The 17,672-nt window shown below is 66.7% G+C and carries 18 protein-coding genes and 1 pseudogene; 6 read left to right on the forward strand and 13 right to left on the reverse strand.

Annotation, left to right across the window (positions count from 1 at the left end):
• Positions 1-206 precede the first annotated feature (206 nt).
• Positions 207-1,304, reverse strand: coding sequence for a Glu/Leu/Phe/Val dehydrogenase dimerization domain-containing protein (locus IB227_RS18215; protein WP_132865170.1), 1,098 nt, complete (start codon positions 1,302-1,304; stop codon positions 207-209).
• Between the two features lie 306 nt (positions 1,305-1,610).
• Here IB227_RS18215 and IB227_RS18220 point away from each other — a divergent pair, with 306 nt between their 5' ends.
• The 3 genes from IB227_RS18220 (at position 1,611) to IB227_RS18230 (ending at position 6,772) form a co-directional block, all read left to right on the forward strand.
• Positions 1,611-5,129, forward strand: coding sequence for a methylmalonyl-CoA mutase family protein (locus tag IB227_RS18220; protein WP_192288551.1), 3,519 nt, complete (start codon positions 1,611-1,613; stop codon positions 5,127-5,129).
• A 141-nt stretch (positions 5,130-5,270) separates the two neighbouring features.
• Positions 5,271-5,678 (forward strand): DUF4288 domain-containing protein, encoded by a 408-nt coding sequence (locus tag IB227_RS18225; protein WP_192288552.1) that lies wholly within the window; start codon positions 5,271-5,273, stop codon positions 5,676-5,678.
• Positions 5,679-5,728: 50 nt separating this feature from the next.
• The gene (locus tag IB227_RS18230; protein ID WP_192288553.1) at positions 5,729-6,772 is read left to right on the forward strand and encodes an LD-carboxypeptidase; all 1,044 of its coding nucleotides are present in this window, start codon (positions 5,729-5,731) and stop codon (positions 6,770-6,772) included.
• A gap of 39 nt (positions 6,773-6,811) precedes the next feature.
• Here the strand turns inward: IB227_RS18230 and IB227_RS18235 are convergent, their stop codons facing one another.
• The 7 genes from IB227_RS18235 to IB227_RS18265 form a co-directional block, all read right to left on the reverse strand.
• Positions 6,812-7,774 carry a hypothetical protein gene (locus tag IB227_RS18235; RefSeq protein ID WP_192288554.1) on the reverse strand — a complete coding sequence of 321 codons (963 nt, stop codon included), beginning with the start codon at positions 7,772-7,774 and terminating at the stop codon, positions 6,812-6,814.
• A gap of 53 nt (positions 7,775-7,827) precedes the next feature.
• Positions 7,828-8,418: a TMEM175 family protein gene (locus IB227_RS18240; protein WP_192288555.1), complete on the reverse strand. Its 591-nt coding sequence runs from the start codon at positions 8,416-8,418 to the stop codon at positions 7,828-7,830.
• A 90-nt stretch (positions 8,419-8,508) separates the two neighbouring features.
• Entirely contained in the window at positions 8,509-8,847 is a 339-nt protein-coding gene (locus IB227_RS18245) for a tRNA-binding protein (protein ID WP_132865165.1), read from the reverse strand.
• 80 nt (positions 8,848-8,927) lie between these two features.
• Positions 8,928-9,326, reverse strand: coding sequence for a nuclear transport factor 2 family protein (locus IB227_RS18250; RefSeq protein WP_192288556.1), 399 nt, complete (start codon positions 9,324-9,326; stop codon positions 8,928-8,930).
• 26 nt (positions 9,327-9,352) lie between these two features.
• Positions 9,353-9,814 carry an isoprenylcysteine carboxylmethyltransferase family protein gene (locus IB227_RS18255; RefSeq protein WP_192288557.1) on the reverse strand — a complete coding sequence of 154 codons (462 nt, stop codon included), beginning with the start codon at positions 9,812-9,814 and terminating at the stop codon, positions 9,353-9,355.
• Positions 9,815-9,878: 64 nt separating this feature from the next.
• Positions 9,879-10,241 (reverse strand): glyoxalase, encoded by a 363-nt coding sequence (locus IB227_RS18260; protein WP_192288558.1) that lies wholly within the window; start codon positions 10,239-10,241, stop codon positions 9,879-9,881.
• A gap of 136 nt (positions 10,242-10,377) precedes the next feature.
• Positions 10,378-12,180 (reverse strand): DUF885 domain-containing protein, encoded by a 1,803-nt coding sequence (locus IB227_RS18265; protein WP_132865162.1) that lies wholly within the window; start codon positions 12,178-12,180, stop codon positions 10,378-10,380.
• A gap of 194 nt (positions 12,181-12,374) precedes the next feature.
• On the opposite strand from IB227_RS18265, the gene IB227_RS18270 reads away from it, so the two are divergent.
• A complete protein-coding gene (locus IB227_RS18270) occupies positions 12,375-13,169 on the forward strand; it encodes a DUF4349 domain-containing protein (RefSeq protein ID WP_225591982.1) in 795 nt (264 codons plus the stop codon).
• Between the two features lie 50 nt (positions 13,170-13,219).
• On the opposite strand, the gene IB227_RS18275 is transcribed toward IB227_RS18270, so the two are convergent.
• From IB227_RS18275 to IB227_RS18295, 5 genes are all read right to left on the reverse strand, one after another.
• Complete coding sequence (locus tag IB227_RS18275) at positions 13,220-13,468, reverse strand: hypothetical protein (RefSeq protein WP_132865160.1); 249 nt, start codon at positions 13,466-13,468, stop codon at positions 13,220-13,222.
• Between the two features lie 15 nt (positions 13,469-13,483).
• Positions 13,484-13,876, reverse strand: a complete 393-nt coding sequence (locus tag IB227_RS18280) for an OsmC family protein (protein ID WP_132865159.1) — start codon at positions 13,874-13,876, stop codon at positions 13,484-13,486.
• A 107-nt stretch (positions 13,877-13,983) separates the two neighbouring features.
• On the reverse strand, positions 13,984-15,378 hold the full coding sequence (locus tag IB227_RS18285) for a DUF2867 domain-containing protein (protein ID WP_192288559.1): 1,395 nt from the start codon (positions 15,376-15,378) through the stop codon (positions 13,984-13,986).
• Positions 15,379-15,396: 18 nt separating this feature from the next.
• Positions 15,397-15,717 carry a metalloregulator ArsR/SmtB family transcription factor gene (locus IB227_RS18290; RefSeq protein WP_057635045.1) on the reverse strand — a complete coding sequence of 107 codons (321 nt, stop codon included), beginning with the start codon at positions 15,715-15,717 and terminating at the stop codon, positions 15,397-15,399.
• A 191-nt stretch (positions 15,718-15,908) separates the two neighbouring features.
• Positions 15,909-16,787 carry a peptidylprolyl isomerase gene (locus IB227_RS18295; protein WP_225591986.1) on the reverse strand — a complete coding sequence of 293 codons (879 nt, stop codon included), beginning with the start codon at positions 16,785-16,787 and terminating at the stop codon, positions 15,909-15,911.
• Positions 16,788-16,976: 189 nt separating this feature from the next.
• On the opposite strand from IB227_RS18295, the gene IB227_RS18300 reads away from it, so the two are divergent.
• Together IB227_RS18300 and IB227_RS18305 are read left to right on the forward strand one after the other, a co-directional pair.
• Positions 16,977-17,339 carry a PadR family transcriptional regulator gene (locus tag IB227_RS18300; RefSeq protein WP_132865156.1) on the forward strand — a complete coding sequence of 121 codons (363 nt, stop codon included), beginning with the start codon at positions 16,977-16,979 and terminating at the stop codon, positions 17,337-17,339.
• Positions 17,339-17,672: pseudogene (locus IB227_RS18305) on the forward strand (hypothetical protein); the annotation flags it as partial. The gene IB227_RS18300 and the pseudogene IB227_RS18305, both read left to right, overlap by 1 nt.

Raw genomic sequence — 17,672 nt, forward strand, 5'->3', positions numbered from 1 at the left:
GAAGGGGTAGGGGCGAAGGCAGCATCGCCTTCGCCTCCGGCCGCGCTGCGGCAATGCAGAAGAGCGCAGGCCAATGGAGGGGCGATGGACGGGGAGGCCGGAATGCCTCCTCTCCTTACTTCCTTCATCAGCCCCTGAGCCGAGGCCAGGCGCCGCGTGGGCAGTTGCCGCCCTGTCATCCCGCTCCCACAGGGGGAGACTGCGCCTTACTCGCCGCGCAGGCGGTTCATCCGCGGGGTGGAACGGCCCATCGGCATCTTCAGCTTGCCGATGGCTTCCAGCCGGGCTTCGGCGATGCGGTCGGCCGCGCGCTGCGGGGAGACATCCTCGCGCTCGGACTGGTCGAAGATCCTGCCGAGGTTGTGGTAGATGCTGCGGATCAGGCGCATCGCGCGTTCGCGGTTGTAGCCGTCGATCTCCAGCGACACATTCATCACGCCGCCGGCGTTGACCGCGTAATCCGGGGCCCACAGCACGCCGCGCTTGTACAGCTCGTCGCCCACCGCATGGCTGGCCAGCTGGTTGTTGGCGGTGCCGCAGATGACCTTGACCTTGAGCCGGTCCAGCGTGGCCATGTCGATCGCGCCTTCCATCGCGCAGGGCGCCAGCACGTCGGCGGCGACATCGTAGATGGCGTCGGGCTTGACCGCCTCGCAGCCGTACTCGCTGACCGCGCGCTGCACCAGCACCGGGTCCAGGTCGGTCACGTACAGCTTGGCGCCGCGCTCGCGCAGCAGCTTCACCAGCTCCATGCCGATATGGCCCAGGCCCTGCACGGCGATGCCGAGCTTGCCGATCTCCTCGTGCCCGAACTGGCGCTTGACCGAGGCCATCAGTGCCTGCAGGGCGCCATAGGCGGTGAACGGGGCCGGATCGCCGGAGCCGCCATGGACCTGGTGGACGCCGGTGACGTAGCCGGTCTCCAGGTAGATGTTCTCCATGTCGTTGACGTCGGTGCCGACGTCCTCGGCGGTGATGTAGCGCCCGCCCAGGGCCTCGACCTGGCGGCCGAAGGCGCGGAACAGCACCTCACTCTTGTCGGTGCGCGGGTCGCCGATGATCACCGCCTTGCCGCCGCCGACGTTCAGCCCGGCGAGCGCGTTCTTGTAGGTCATGGTCCGGCTGAGCCGCAGCACGTCGCGCAGGGCGTCGTCGGTATTGGCGTAGGGGCGCATGCGCACGCCGCCCAAGGCAGGGCCCAGCGTGGTGTTGTGGATGGCGATGATTGCCTTCAGGCCGGCTTCGCGGTTCTGGCAGAACACGACCTGTTCATGGCCGGAAGTCTCGAGGGTTTCGAAAAGCATGGAAGCTCCGATGGCGTTTGTTGCCACAACGTCAGTGATCCTGCAGGCAAACAGCAGGCCGGAAAACAAAAAATGCGACTTCCTCGTGTGCAGGACGGGGGTCGCGGGCCGCCATTCTAATCCATTCCCGGTAGGGGAATGTTCAGGACGGTAGTGCCTGACTGGGCGCTTGGCTTTGCCCAGACAGGGGGCGTCGCCATCACCCGATAGCGCAAACGGCGAAAAGGTCACGCTGCGCTGCAACCTGACCTGCCGCGCGCGCGGTTCTATCATCGGTTTCAACAGAAACCGGATGTTGCACGGCCCATGAGTACTCCCGCCTCCCAGCTCCCGCAAGTCCAGCCGGAGTCCACCCCGCTGCGCTTCGTCACCGCCGCCAGCCTGTTCGATGGCCACGACGCGGCGATCAACATCATGCGCCGCCTGATCCAGGCGCAGGGCGCGGAGGTCATCCACCTGGGCCACAACCGCAGCGTCGAGGACGTGGTGCGGGCGGCGCTGCAGGAGGACGCCGACGCGATCGCGCTGTCCTCCTACCAGGGCGGCCACGTGGAGTACTTCAAGTACATGGTCGACATGCTCAGGGAGCGTGGGGCCGGCCATATCAAGGTGTTCGGCGGTGGCGGCGGCACCATCACCCCCGAGGAGATCCGCGAGCTGCAGGCCTACGGCGTGGAGCGCATCTACCACCCCAATGACGGCATGAAGATGGGGCTGGTGGAGATGATCGAGGACGTGGTGGCGCGCGCGGGCAAGGCGCGCGACGCCCGCGCTGCGGAGTCCGGCGACACCGCCCCGGCGATCGAGGACGAGATCGGCATCGGTCGGGTGCTGTCGCAGCTGGAGGACGGCGACCATTCCGAGGCGGAGCTGGCGCACCTGCGCAAGCAGTGGCAGCTGGCCTCCGGCAGGACGCCGGTGGTGGGCATCACCGGCACCGGCGGCGCCGGCAAGTCCTCGGTGACCGACGAATTGCTCAACCGCTTCCTGGCCAGCTTCCCGCAGATGCGCATCGCGGTGATCTCGGTGGACCCGACCCGCCGCCGCACCGGTGGCGCGCTGCTGGGCGACCGCATCCGCATGAACTCGCTGCGCTCCAAGCGCGTGTACATGCGCTCGATGGCCACCCGCCGCCAGCACGCGGCGATCAACACCGTGCTGCGCGATTGCATCGGCTTCCTGAAGTCGCTGCAGTTCGACCTGGTGATCGTCGAGACCGCCGGCATCGGCCAGAGCGATTCGGAGATCGTGGACCTGGTCGACTTCCCGATGTACGTGATGACCAGCGATTTCGGCGCGCCGAGCCAGCTGGAAAAGATCGACATGCTCGACTACGCCGAGCTGGTGGTGCTCAACAAGTTCGACAAGCGCGGCGCCGAGGATGCGCTGCGCGACGTGCGCAAGCAGTGGAAGCGCAACCGCACCGCCTTCACGATGAAGGACGAGGACGTGCCGGTCTACCCGACCATCGCCAGCCAGTTCAACGACCCGGGCATCAGCTGGATGTTCGCCAACCTGTGCCGCCTGCTGCGCGAGAAGGTCAAGGCCGACGCCGGGCTGCAGCCGCGCATCGATACGACGCTCAAGGAGCCGCGCGCCACCGTGCTGATCCCGGGCAGCCGCGTGCGTTACCTGGCCGAGATCGCCGAGCAGGGCCGTGGCATCAACGCCCGCATCGACTCGCAGGCCGAGGTGGCCGAGCGTGCGCAGAGCCTGTGGCAGGCGCTGAAGGAACTGGGTGATGCGGCTTTACCGGGCGCGCTGGATCTGTACCCGGCCGATGCCCTGGCCGACGCCGCTGCCGACAACAGCATCCGCACCCTGCGCCAGCGCTACAACGATGCCGTGCAGTCGCTCGACTCCGAAGCACTGCGCCTGCTGCGCGAATGGCCCGCGCGTCTGAAGTCGATCACCGAACCGGTCAATGAGTACCAGGTGCGCGGCAAGACCATCCGCGTGGAGAACTACCGCGAGTCGCTCAGCCACCAGCAGATCCCCAAGATCGCCGCGCCCACCTACCGCAGCTGGGGCGAGCTGCTGGTGTTCCTGCAGAAGGAGAACCTGCCCGGTTCCTATCCGTACACCGGCGGCGTCTACCCGTACCGCCGCAGCGGCGAGGACCCGATCCGCATGTTCGCCGGCGAAGGCACGCCCGAGCGCACCAACCGCCGCTTCCATTACCTCAGCGTCGGCCAGCCGGCCGCGCGCCTGTCCACCGCCTTCGACAGCGTGACGCTGTATGGCGAGGACCCGGCGCCGCGCCCGGATATCTACGGCAAGATCGGCAACTCCGGCGTCAACATCCCCACGCTGGACGACATGAAGAAGCTGTACTCCGGCTTCGACCTGTGCGCGCCGACCACCTCGGTGTCGATGACCATCAACGGCCCGGCGCCGATGATCCTGGCGATGTTCATGAACACCGCCATCGACCAGCAGGTCGAGAAGTACCTGCAGGAAGACCCGGCGCGCTGGACCGAGGCCGAGGCGAAGATCGCGAGGATCTTCGAAGGCCGCACCCGACCGCAGTACCACGGCGAGCTGCCGCCGACCAACAACGGCCTGGGCCTGGCGCTGCTGGGTGTCACCGGTGACCAGTTGGTCGATGCCGACACCTACGCGCGCATCAAGGCCGAGACGTTGTCCACGGTGCGCGGCACCGTGCAGGCGGACATCCTCAAGGAAGACCAGGCGCAGAACACCTGCATCTTCTCCACCGAGTTCGCGTTGCGGATGATGGGCGACATCCAGCAGTACTTCGTCGACCACAAGGTACGCAACTTCTACTCGGTGTCGATCTCCGGCTATCACATCGCCGAAGCCGGCGCGAACCCGATCAGCCAGTTGGCCTTCACCCTGTCCAACGGTTTCACCATCGTCGAGTACTACCTGGCGCGTGGCATGAGGATCGATGACTTCGCGCCCAACCTGTCGTTCTTCTTCTCCAATGGCATGGACCCGGAGTACACCGTGATCGGCCGCGTGGCGCGCCGCATCTGGGCGCGGGCGATGCGCGAGCGTTATGGCGCCAACGAACGCAGCCAGATGATGAAGTACCACATCCAGACCTCCGGCCGCTCGCTGCACGCGCAGGAGATCCAGTTCAACGACATCCGCACCACGTTGCAGGCGCTGTATGCGCTGTTCGACAATTGCAACAGCCTGCACACCAACGCCTACGACGAGGCGATCACCACGCCGACCGAGGAGAGCGTGCGTCGCGCGGTGGCGATCCAGATGATCATCAACAAGGAGCTGGGGCTGAACTTCTGCGAGAACCCGTGGCAGGGCAGTTTCATCGTCGACAAGCTGACCGACATCGTCGAGGAGGCCGTGTACAAGGAGTTCGAGGCGATCAGCGAGCGCGGTGGCGTGCTGGGTGCGATGGACACCATGTACCAGCGCGGCAAGATCCAGGAAGAGTCGCTGTACTACGAGCACAAGAAGCACGACGGCAGCCTGCCGCTGGTCGGCGTCAACATGTTCCTGCCCAAGGAGCATGCCGGCGAGGTGGCCACCGAGATCGAGCTGATCCGCTCGACCGAGGAAGAGAAGGGCCAGCAGATCGAGAACGTGCACAACTGGCAGCGCAACCGCAACGCGCTGGCACCGGCCGGCGAGACCTCGCATTCGCATGAGGTTGAAGGCGTGGCGGCTGATGAAAGCGATGTGCATGACGGCCATGGCTTGGCGTATCTGCAGAAGACCGCGCGTGATCGCCGCAATGTGTTCGAAGCGCTGATCGAGGCGGTCAAGACCCACAGCCTGGGCCAGATCAGCCATGCCCTGTACGACGTGGGTGGCGAGTACCGCCGCAACATGTAATCGAAGCGGGTAGTGCCGAGCCATGCTCGGCACGAAGCCCGTGCTGCCGAGCCGAAGTCGCCAGCCCGGATAGATGGCCCCGCGGGGGCGAAATCGGCTGTTATTCTTCGCCAACGTCTTGATGAAGTGGGCGCGCGAGGCATGGCTGAATATTCAAAGGATGTGTCCCCGGTCGGCTGGTACGTCGGTTCGTATCAGTTGCGCTTCGTTGAGTTGGATGCGTTTGAGAACGACGATCCTGATGCGGAATTCACGGTCTGGGAGAACACCGTCATCGTGAAGGCCGATAGCTTTGCAATCGCATACGAGAAGGTGATTGCGGTTGGTATGGAGGCGACATCACCCTACAAAGGCGGCGATCAAGGTATCCCAGTGCAATGGCTCTTTGAGGGGGTTACCGAGTTGCTTCCAATCTACGAACCCCTTGATGACGGTGCGGAGATCATGTGGGCAGAGCACCCGGCGACCAAATTGACGAGACTGCGTCAGCGAGCCAGGTCGCTGGAGGACCTGAGGCAGCGCTTGGATCAGGACGCAGGGCAAGGGTGATCGCATGGGTCCACAATTGGGAACCGTTTCTTTTTACTGTAGGCAGCAACATGGATAGACGGCGTTTCATCGGTGGTACCGCCTTGGCAGCCACGCTGCCGCTGCTCGGCCTGCAGGGCGCGATGGCAGCGCCGCGTGGGCGTCTGCTGCCGCCGGCCCTGAACAAGGGCGACACCGTCGGGCTGGTCAGCCCGTCCTCGGCCAGCAGCGATCGATTGAGCCTGCAGCTGGCGCGCGAAGCGATGGAAGCGTTCGGCCTGAAGGTGAAGACCGGCGCACACTACGACGCGCGCCATGGCCACCTGGCCGGTACCGATGCCGAGCGCGCCGGTGACCTCAACGCGATGTTCGCCGACACGCAGGTCAAGGCGATCGTCTGCGTGCGGGGTGGCTCCGGTGCCGCGCGGCTGCTGCCGCTGCTGGACTACGCCCGCATCCGCGCCAACCCCAAGATCCTGCTGGGTTACTCGGACATCACCGCCCTGCACAGCGCCATCCAGGCCCGGACCGGGTTGGTGACGTTCCATGGGCAGATCGGCTCGGGCACCTGGAACCGCTTCAACGCCGACCAGTTCGAGCGCCTGTTCTTCAAGCGCGAGCTGATGCACTACCAGAACCCGGTGGTGGATGCCGACGACGAGCTGGTGCCGCGCCGCAACCGCACGCTGACCCTGCGCGGTGGCACGGCCCAAGGCGAGTTGGTCGGCGGCAACCTCACCGTGCTGACCGCCTTGGCCGGGTCGCCGTACCTGCCGGACTTCACCGGCAAGATCCTGTTCCTGGAGGACGTGGAAGAGGCGCCTTACCGCATCGACCGCATGTTCAGCACGTTGAAGCTGATGGGCGCGCTGGACAAGGTCGCCGGCTTCATCTTCGGCGAATGCACCGATTGCACGCCGGGCGACGGTTACGGCTCGCTGACGCTGGACCAGATCTTCGACGACTACATCCTGCCGCTGAAGATCCCGGCCTATCGCGGTGCGATGATCGGCCACATCCGCGAGCAGTTCATCGTGCCGGTCGGCGGCAAGGTGGCGATGGACGCCGATGCCGGCACATTCGAACTGCTGGAGCCGGTGTTCGCAGGCGCGTGAGTGGCAACGGGCGCTGCGATCAACGCTGCGCCCGTTGACTCATTCTTCCTCGTCCGCGTCGTCTTCTTCACCCTCGTCCTCGAGGGACTGCCACCAGGCGCTGCCGGCCACCGGGGGCGGGGGCGCACGTTCGCGTGTTTCGATGGCGTCAACGTGACGCCCGGCATGGCCATCGGCCCAATCCCTGAGCAGCTTCTCCACCGACCTGCGGCTCTGCGCGGCGACGCCGAGGTTGCGCTCGGCCTGCCACGCGGCGTCTTCCTGCGCGGCGTGCTGATGCGGCGCACCGTAACTGCAACGCAGGCAGTAGTGGCGGATGCTGCGCGTCCAGTCCTCGGCGTGGCCGATGCCGGGCACGGTCGCCCGCAGCAGCGCATCCAGGTCGTCCTGGCCATCGGCGCGAACGAACACCACGAAGGTCTGGAACAACGACGGCACCAGCCGGCCCAACTGGTTGAACACATGCACCTCGCGCTCGCCGTCGAAGCGGCTGCCGGTCGACGCACCATCGTGCAGCACGATGTCGCCGAAGCGGTGGCCGCTTTCCGGCAGCGGTACGTTGAGCACGCGTGCGCGCACCGGATCAACGCGGCGCACGAAGACGGTCTCGCCACCCTGCCAGGGGTTCAGGCGAACCACGGCCACGCCGAAGTCGCCATCGATCGGGCCTTCGGTTCCGGGCAGGGCGATGCCGCAGGCGGTCCATAGTTCACGCACGGTGTCCCAGCGGCCGAGCGCGGTGGCGGCGATGGCCGCGTTCCAATGCTCGGCCTGGCCGTGTTCCTCGTTCAGGGCGATGGCCTGCAGGTTGTGCCGCAGCGAGGCGGGCCAGTCCAGCAGGTACTTGTGCACCAGCCCCTGCATGTAGTGGTAGTAGCGGTTGTCCGGGTGATGCTGGAGCAGGCTGCCGAAATCGCGTGCGGCGTCTTCCAGCGCGCCATCATCCACCGCGGCATAGGCGCGGTGATGGATCTGCTCCAGTTCATCGGGGGTGTCGTTCATGCCGCTGCCAGTGTCCAGGTCGGCGCATGATCGCACGGGCCTGCCGGCCAGGATCAGGGGGCGGGAGGGTCGACGGCCAGCCCGCGCTCGATGCGACGGTCGGGGATCAGCCACATCAGTGCCACGCCGACGTAGATCGCCTGCGCGACATGCACCTGCACGAAACTGACGACGATGCCGGTGAGGTAGAGCAGCGGCGACAGTTTTCCCTTCCAGTCCCGGCCGAGTACCTCGCGCAGGGTCGACTCCCTGCCTTCGGCGGCAACGATGCGTTGTTGCAGGAATGCATAGGCGATGGCCGCGGCCAGCAGTACGCAGCCGTAGGCGGCGGTAGGCAGCGGCAGCAGGTAGTAGTCATCCATCCAGCGCGTGGCGAACGGCAGCAGCGACAACCAGAACAGCAGGTGCAGGTTGGCCCACAGCACGCTGCCGGAGATGCGCTTGCAGGCCTGCAGCAGGTGGTGATGGTTGTTCCAGTAGATGCCCACGTAGATGAAGCTGAGCAGGTAGGCCAGCAGGGTGGGGATCAGCGGGCGCAAGGCCTGCAGGGTGCCGCCCTCCGGCGTTTTCACCTCCAGCACCATGATGGTGATGATGATGGCCATGACCCCATCACTGAATGCTTCAAGCCTGCCCTTGCCCATGTGTGGTTTCTGCCAGTCAGTGGTGGGTACGTGGTTGCCGCACAGTATCGGCCGACGGCGTGAGGGCGCCGTCGGGATCCACCGGCGGCCTCACAGCAGCCGCGTGCCCAGCGGGACGTCGTGCTCGGGCACGCACAGGCTGACCCGGCCTTCGGCATCGTGGAAGCCGGTGACCAGGCATTCGGACATGATCGGGCCGATCTGCTTGGGCGGGAAATTGACCACCGCCACCACTTGCTTGCCAACCAGCGTGGCGGGGTCGTACAGGGCGGTGATCTGGGCGCTGGACTTGCGCACGCCCAGTTCCGGGCCGAAGTCGACCTGCAGCTTGTAGGCAGGCTTGCGGGCTTCGGCGAACGGCTCGGCGGCAATGATGCGGCCGACGCGCAGTTCGACCTTGGTGAAATCATTCCAATCGATCGTTTCCATGGTGCCTCGGTGGTTGGGGCTTGCCCTGCGGTGGTGGATGAGGCCACCACGGCGATGCGGGTTGTGCAGTACTGCCGACGTCAGGTGGCTGCCGGCAGGGGGACGTAGACCTCGTGCCACAGCACGACCTTGCCATCCGCGTCGAAGCGCATCAGCAGCATCGCGCGGAAGTGTTCGCGGCGGCCGTCGCCGTAGGCGATGTGCGCCCGCATCGACAGGGTGACGGCATCGCCATCGGCCAGCGCGTGGTCGACGTCGTAGTCGATGCCCGCCATGCCGGCCTTCATGCCGTTGAGGAAAGCCAGGTAGTCGGCACGGCTGGCGGCGTAGTGGCGCCCATTCGGCTCGACCACGAAGTGCTCGGCGAAGCATTCGCCAACCTGCGCTTCGCTCAGCACCGAGGTGGCATTCAGATGCCGGCGGTTCCAGTCGAGGACGGCGTTCGCCTGGCGCAGCAGTTGTTCACGGTCGAGGGGCATGCAGCATTCCTTCAGGGGTGAGGGCCTTACAGCCAGCGTCGCGTGTGGGCACGGAAGGCGTCGAAGGCAGGGCCGAAACGCTGTGCCAGATGACGTTCCTCCGGGAGGATCTGGAAGCGTGTGATGTAGGCGATGAAGACAGGGACCACCCCCAGCGCGACGGCATTGCGCAGCCACAGGCAGGCGGCCAGCAGGACCAGCGCCTGGCCCAGGTACATGGGGTTGCGGGTGAAGCGGTAGACGCCGTGCGTCACCAAGTGCGCCGTACGCTGCGGGCGTAGTGGGTTGACCGTGGTGCCGGCGCGCTGGAACAGCAGCTTGGGCACCAGGTTGAGCAGTACCCCGGCGGTCGCCGTCACGGTGACGATGGTGACCCGCATCGGCAGGGAAAAGGCGAAGCCCGGCAGTTGGTGGGCACACAACCAGGCGAGCAGGCCGCACAGCAACAGCACGATCGGTGGCGGAAGGCGGGTGTCGAGCGTGGTCATGACGCAGCGATGCTACGCGCGTGATGCCCGTCCATCCAGTGCATCGGCAATGGCCGGTGATGGCTCAGAGGTTGTGCCCGATGCGCCACAGCACGCCGGCAGGATCGACCGGCGTGAAGTCGCGCATGTCCCAGGGTTGGTCGGCAACCGCGCTCACCCGGGTCTGGAAGCGTTCGATCACACCGCTTTCATGGACGTGCCGATGCCAGTCATCGGCGTTTTCCACCCGCAGGTGCATCATGAAATTGCCGGCATGCTCGGCCACGAAGAACGGCTGCAGCAGGAAGCGGGTGCCACCGTGCCGCACGTAGGCCAGCGCGTCGGAAGACCACGGGATCTCGAAGCCCAGCATCGTGTAGGACGCCATGGACCGGACGAGCTCGCGCGCGGGAACGGAGGCCTTGATCTCGACGGCGGCAAGGTTCATGGCGGTACGCTTTGGGGCGGGCAGGGGGGGATTGCACCACCGTCTGCGAGCGGTCCGTGCGTGCGGACGCCTGCCGGAAAAGCCAACGCCCGGAAGAACCCGGGCGTTGGCAGGGAACGTACAGCCGGCCGCGTGCTTACTGGATCGGCTGGTCCAGCATCAGCTGGCGGGCGAAACGCACCGGCGGTGCGCCGTAGGACAGGATCTGGTCGTGGTAGGCCTTCAGGTTGAAGTTGGCCCCCTGCTTGTCCTGCACCGCCTTGCGGGTGTCGAAGTGTTCCTGTGCACCGACGAAGTAGGTCGGCAGCTGGGCCGAGGTCAGCTGCGCACGCACCCACTTGCCGGCCGCTTCGCTTTCCTGCTGGAAGGCGTCGTGGGTCATCAGGTGCATGGCCTGCTCGCGACTCCAGTTGTCCACGTGCACGCCCTGGTCGAGGATGGCGTTGGAGATCGTGCGCAGGTAGAACTTCAGCTGCACCAGGTGGAACAGCGGGTCGTTATCCAGGTAGCCCTGTTCCTGCATCATGCGCTCGGTGTACACCGCCCAGCCTTCGGCGAACAGGCCCGAACGCAGCACGGCGCGCAGCGTGGACGGGAACTTGCCCGAGTGCCAGCCTTCCAGGTAATGGCCCGGCGTGCCTTCGTGGATCGACAGCAGGTGGATCATGCGGCTGTTGTACTCGCGCAGGAACGAGTCAACCTGCTTGTCGTTCCAGTCGTCCGGGATCGGCGAGACGGCGTAGAAGGTCTTCAGGTTCTTGTCCAGCGGGCCCGGCGAGTCGCAGTAGGCCACGGCCACGCCGCGCTGGAACTCCGGCATCAGGATGATGTCCACCGGTGCATCGGGCAGGGTCATCAGGTCATGCGTGCGCACGAACTCGGTGGACTGGGCCAGGGAGGCCTTGGCGTCGTCGACCACCTTGTCGCGCGCCGGCTTGTCGGCATAGGCCAGTTCCAGCGCGGCCTCGATGGCCTTCTGCTGCTGGTCGTCGGTCGGGTTGGCCGGCATTTCCGGTGCGCCCGGCTTGTCCTTCAGCACCTGCTGGGCGATGCCGTACATGTCCGCGCGCACGCGGGTCAGCTCGGCGCGGGCACGCTCGCCGATCTCGGCGCGCGAGAGCGAGGAGTTGAGCGAGAACTTCAGCTTCTGGTCGTACTTCTCCGCACCGATGCGGAAATCGCCCTTGGCGTTCGGCACCAGGGTCTTGTCCAGCCATTCCTGCTGCTCGGCCACGGCCTTGTTGAGGGCGTCGATGGCAGCGGTCAGGCGCTGCTGGTCGGCGGCCTCGAGCTGGCCGATGTTGGGCGTGATGAAGGTCTCGACCAGGCTGAGGATGCCCTTGTTCTGTTTGGCAACGGTCTCGGCGTGGATCTTCGGCACGCGGGCCGGGTCCAGGTTGGCACGGGCGGCGGCGAAGATCTGCGGGATCTTCTCGATGCGCGCGGTGGCCGACTTCAGGCGCTCGGGCAGCGGCGCGAACTCGCGGGCCATCAGGCCGTAGATGGCACTGCCGGCCAGGCCGTTGTAGACCTGCGGATCCCACTGCCAGGACTGCAGGGTTTCGTTGTTCCAGATATCGGACTGCAACTGGTTGCGCAGGATCGCGGCGTCGACCTGGTTCTCGCGGCCGAGCTTGCTGACGTCGACCTTGTCCAGGTCGGCGAGCAGGGCCTTGCTGGCTTCCAGGCTCTTCTTCTGGCCGTCGGCGCTGAGGTCGTCGAGCTCGCCGTCGTAGCGGTGGTCGCCGATCTGGGTGGCGCTGACCGGGGACAGCTGCATCCAGGTATCCAGCGCCTTCTTCGACAGTTCGGCGAACTGGGCGTCGGCCTGGCTCTGGCCGGCCTGCTCGGTGCTGGCGGTCGGAGCGGTGGGGGCTTGGCCGTCCTGGCAACCGGCCAGGCCGGCGAGCAGGGCGGCGGCGAGCAGGTGCTTGCGCATCGTTGATCCTGGAGCGTTGGGAAACCCCGAGCATAGGCCGGGTGCGGGGCGGGGCGCACCTGCCGTTGGTTGGGCGGGCCGTGCCGGATCGGGCAGGGGCAGGCGCCACCGCGCCTGCACATTTCCTTAGCGTTCGTATTCAGGCAGGTGGTTATGCTTGCGCGGCACGATCAATTCACGGGGAACAAGGACGCATGAAGTATCTGCAGGGAATGGGCTGGGCGGTCGGGTTGGGCGCATTGCTGGCATTGGCCGGCTGCGGCAAGCATGAAATGGCCAGCGCCGGCGCGGTGGCGGCCGAGGCGGTGCAATCGCCGGAAGGGGCCTTCCTGGCCTATGAACACACCGTGCAGCTGCAGCTGCCGGGCAAGGAGATCGCGCCGCGGGTGAAGGCGGTGGCCGAGGCCTGCCAGGGCGCGACGTTCGGCGACTGCGCCGTGTTGAATGTCTCGCAGCAGGCCGGCGACGCGCCGCGCGGGACGATCAAGGTGCGCATCGCCCCCAAGGGCGTGGAGCCACTGATCGCCCTGGCCGCCGACAAGGGCGAGGTCACCAACCGCGACACCGAGGCCGAGGACCTGGCCCAGCAGGTGGCCGATACCCGGTTGATGCAGGATCGCCTGAAGAACGAGCATGCGCGCCTGGTCCAGTACCAGCAGCGCAGTGACCTGGCGGTGGCCGACCTGTTGACCCTCTCGCAGCGGCTGTCCGAGATCGAGGCCGGGTTGCAGCAGGCCGACCGCGACGCCGCGCAACAGCATCGTCGTATCGACACCCAGTTGGTCACCCTGGATTTCGAGTCGACCAACAGCCAACGCAATCGCAGCGAGATCGGCCGTGCATTCGGCGATTTCGGCGAGATATTCACCACCAGCCTGGCCTACATGATCCGCGTGGCGGCGGGCCTGTTGCCGCTGCTGATCGTCGGCGGCTTCCTGTTGTGGTGCCTGCGCGTGTGGCTGCGCCGGCGCCGCGCGAAGAAGGGCTGAACGACAACGGCGCCGAAAGGCGCCGTTGTTCATTCAACCGTAGGAGGCGGTCAGCCGTGCAGGTGCAGTTCCGGTACCTGCTTCTCGTGCACGGCGAACAGCTCCTGGAACTCTTCCTCGTTCAGCTCGTCGGGCAGGTAGACCGCCACCTGGCTGACCGTGCCGTGTTCATCCACCCGCTCACGCGGACCAGCACGCAGCGAGATCTCGCGGTCCTTCCAGGTGGTCACCATCGGGGCGTCTTCCCACTGGGTGACTTCGGCGTTGTCGTTGTCCCAGAGCACGACGATCGTATACATGCGTGTAGTTCCTCTTCAGCTGCGGCGTTCGCTGGTGATGGTGGCGCCTTCGCGCATCACCAGGGTCACCGGCGTGCGCTGGACCACGTCCAGCAGGCGTTCCCATTGCGCATCGCTCAGTGGGCCGGTGGCCGACAGCACGCGATGCACCTGCAGCTTACCGGCTTCGTCGCGGCTGGAGGTCAGCTCGGCGCTGAACTTGCCCAGGTCCCAGCCTTTCTTCTGTGCATACATGCGCAAGGTAATCGCCGTGCATGAGGCCAACGAGGCCAGGTACAGGTCGAACGGCGCCATGCCGGCCCCCTGTCCGCCCAGGCTTGGTGGTTCATCGGCGATCAACTGGTGCTTGCCGTTGCTGATGGCATGCGCGTAATCGGTATCGGTGGATTCGATGGTGACGTGTGCCATGGCAGCTGCTCCGGTAGTAGGGATGGGCCTACGTTAGCTGCTGGAGGTATCGGCCGGTAGGTCGGGCCGGTGGCCGGATCGTTCCATCGCCTGAACGATGCGGCGGCTCAGGCTGCGCCGGCCGGCGCCATCTCCCGTTCTTCCGCGCGTACCAGCGCAGCCACCGCCGACTGCAGCATCCGCGGCGCGATGTAGTGCCGATGCACCGGGTCCACCACCCCCATGTAGGCGCGGCCGAACAGGTTGCGGCAGCGCACCCGCGTGGACAGCGTGAACAGCATGCCATCGCCGTCGCGCTGCACCGAGACACCGCTGCGGAACCCAAGGTGGCGATCGTCGGCCCCCAGCAGCACCTGCGCGTGCTCGGCGTCGACCTGGGCGTCCAGCACCGGGAAGCGTAGCGCGAAGCGCTGTGCCGCCGAATCGTTGAGCAGCGACGACACCGGGCAGCCCAGCGTGGACGTGCGCAACCCCAGCGGCTTGACCAGCAGGTTGCGGAACCGCATCAGGCCGCTGACCGGCGCGGCCGGCTGTTCGATGAAGGCCTCCAGCAGGCGTACCAGCAGGTGTTCCGGCGACTGCCGCCCGAGCCAGCGGGTGTCGATGCGGATCTGCACGCTGTCCTGGTGGTGATGACCGTGCAATTGCGCGGCGAGCAGGGAGCGTGCGGGCAGGGCAGGCAGTGTGCACGTGCGCAGCGCGGGCAGGTCCTGGCCGACAATCCCATGCAGCCGGCACAGGCGGGCGAGCGTCTGGCGCGCCCGGCCGACATGCCGACGCAGGTGCGCACACAGGCCGATGCACCAGGACGTGTCCATCGCGTGGGTGAAGCCCAGCGTGGTGGTCGGGACCGGCGCCTTGGCCGGGTCGAGCTGCGACAGCGCCTGCAGCAGCGCCGGAGGCAGCAGTTCGGTCAGGCTGGCCAGGTCCGCTTCGCCGCGACCGACCTGTGCGCGGGTGGCCGGGTCCAGCTCACCGGCGGTTTCGTCCGGGTGGCACGACACCGCGAACAAGGCCGGGTGCTGCCCGTTGCCGTGCAGGGGCTGGAACTGGTGCCAGGTGCGTGCCGCCATGCGTACGGTGAACAGGCAGTCGGCGGGGATCTCGACGTGGCGCAGGCCTTCCAGCGCACCGGCCTCGGCCGATGGGGTGGCCGGGATGAATCGCAGCCGTGCGCCGCCGCTGCCGCTGACCGCGGTGAACAGGCGCGGGCCGGCGTGCCGATGGAACGGATGGCCGGCGCTGCCGACCGAAAAGGTGTACAGCGAGGCGGGATCGTGTGCCGCGAAGTCGGGTGCGGACAGGCGTACCGATGGCTCATCGAGCGCATCGTTGAACTGCGGGTGATGCTGCTGGCGCTGGCCGGCACGCAGGGCCAGCGCATCGCCGGCACCAGGATCAAGCTGGCTGAGCAGGGTGACTTCCACCGCCCGCCTTCCATCGGCGGCGGCAATCGAGACACGGGGAAAACTGCGGTCGCGGGTCGTGCGGGTGCGTTCCATGGCGTGCCTCGATGGCGATCAGGTAGCGGGTTTGGCCTTGGCCTTGCGGCGCGATTCGCGTTGCAGCGGGCCGGCCGTGGGGCAGACCTCGAAGGCGAACCTGCTGAGGGTGTTGACCATGTTGTCCGGGGTGAGCCGGTAATAGACGAACTGGCCGCGGCGCTCGCTGGTGACCAACCCGGCGGCAGCCAGCACCGACAGGTGGCGGGAGATGGCCGGTGCGCTCATGTCGAAGCGCTGGCCGATCTCGCCGGCGGTGAGTTCCTGCGCGGACAGGTAGGCCAGGATCTCGCGGCGTGGACGCGAGGCCAGGGCTTCAAAGATCTGGTCGGCAGCCATGGGTAATCACTTAACTAATTCGTTAATTGATTAATTGCACGGGCGCGCCGTGCTGTCAAGCGTGGATGCAGGGCGGCGGGGGCGCCTTGCGCCCGGTCCTCTCCTTTGCGGAGCAAATGGCAGGACCGGGCAGGGGCAGAGCTGGCCCGCGTGATCCACTTCGGGCAGGCCTTGCCGCCCGGGTCGACCGCTTATTTCACCGCCGCACCCACGCGTACCGGCAGCGGGATGTTGCACAGGTCGATGTGCCCGGCGGCACGCTTGTAGAAGCCGTCCACGCGGTTGCGGCGCGCTTCCACCGCATCGGCGAAGGTTTTGGAATCGGTGCGCAGCACCTGCAGTGGCACACGCTGGTCGGCCGGAAGCTCGCTGGCCAGCTGGATCGAGATGATCGGCGTGCGCTCGGCGGCATTCTCGTAGAAGCCCATCGGATCCGGGCCGCGGGTGATGGTGCTCAACAACTCCATGCCCTTGAGCACGCGCCCGACCACGGTGATGTTGCGGTCCAGCTGGCGCGGCGATTGCCCGGTGACCACGTACAGCTCCGCGCCGACGCTGCTGTCCTCGTCATTGTTGCGGCCGGCACCCAGCGCACCATAGCAATGGGCCAGCCATGCCTTCCCGCCATCGCTGCCGACCGCGAAGTCACCGACGAAGCCGGTCTTCGCTGCCCAGCCGTCGCGGTCGGGCAGGGCGGTGAACGCCAGCCCCTGCGCCGGGCGCTGGAACTCGGCCGGCAGGTGCGGCTTGGCGCTGCCCATCGACTTGGCCTTGGCGGTGTCGTCGGCATCGGCATCGCCGAACTGGACCACGAAGTTGTCCTGCGAACGGTAGATGCTGAGCCCGTCCCAGAAATGCTCGCGTGCCAGGGTGCGGATGTTGCCGGCATGTTCCGGGGCGAACGCCGGCGCCAGTTCGATGATGACCCGGCCACCGGCCAGGTTCATGTACAGCAGGTTCTCCGCGGCCGGGGTGTGCCAGTCGCTGGCAGGCGAGGCGTCGATGATCTCCTGCGCGCTGCGGTACTTGGCGGGGGCATCGGCGGCCAGCAGCGGCAGCGGGGACAACATCAGGGCCAGGGCCAACAGCGAGGGGCGAAGCGTCATCGGGCGCATTCCGGATTGGGTGTGGGCCGATTCTGCGCGATTGCCCGCGCCGCCGGCCAGCGGCATGACGCAAGGTGGGATGACTACCGGCACATTCGCTATACCGAACTCAACACTAGTATTCGCTTCAGGCTAGTTGGAAGGAGTGGGGCGATGAGTGACCTGGATGCCCAGCTACGCAAGTTCCAGAAGGAACTGAGCTCCGGCACGGTCTCGCTGGCGCTGCTGGCGGTGTTGGCCAAGGCTTCGGAGCCGCTGTACGGCTACCTGATCGCCAAGGAGCTGGAGCGCGTCGGGGAGGGCGTGCTCAGTGGCAAGCAGAGCGCCCTGTACCCGGTGCTGCGCAACCTGGAAGGTGCCGGGCTGTTGGAAAGCCATGTCGAGCCCTCGGTGTCCGGGCCGCCGCGACGTTACTACCGTATCAACGATGACGGCCGCGCCGCGCTGCGGCAGTGGATCGCCGCCTGGGATGCCACTCGCAACTCTTTGCAGTACGTACTGGAGGGAATCCACTGATGAACGCTGACAACCACGCAAGGCCGCTTCCCACCACCATCCCCGAGTACCTGGAGCAACTGCGCGCGGCGCTGGCCGGTGCCGATCCGGCGATGATCCAGGACGCGCTGTACGACGCGGAGGAGTACCTGCGCTCGGAACTGGCCGAGCAGGCCGGCAAGACCGAGGCGGAGGTCATCGCCGGTGTCGCCGGCAGCTACGGCGCGCCGGAGGAAGTGGCCGAGATCTACCGCGAGACCGAAGTGACGGTGAACCGCGCGCTGCGTGCGCCGGGCATGCGGATCACGCCGGTGGCGGTGGCCGCCGCAGCGGCCGCCCCGGCCGGGCCGGCGG

It is taken from the genome of Stenotrophomonas sp. STM01 (genome assembly GCF_014852135.1).
In the GTDB taxonomy this organism is placed as follows: Bacteria; Pseudomonadota; Gammaproteobacteria; order Xanthomonadales; family Xanthomonadaceae; genus Stenotrophomonas; species Stenotrophomonas capsici.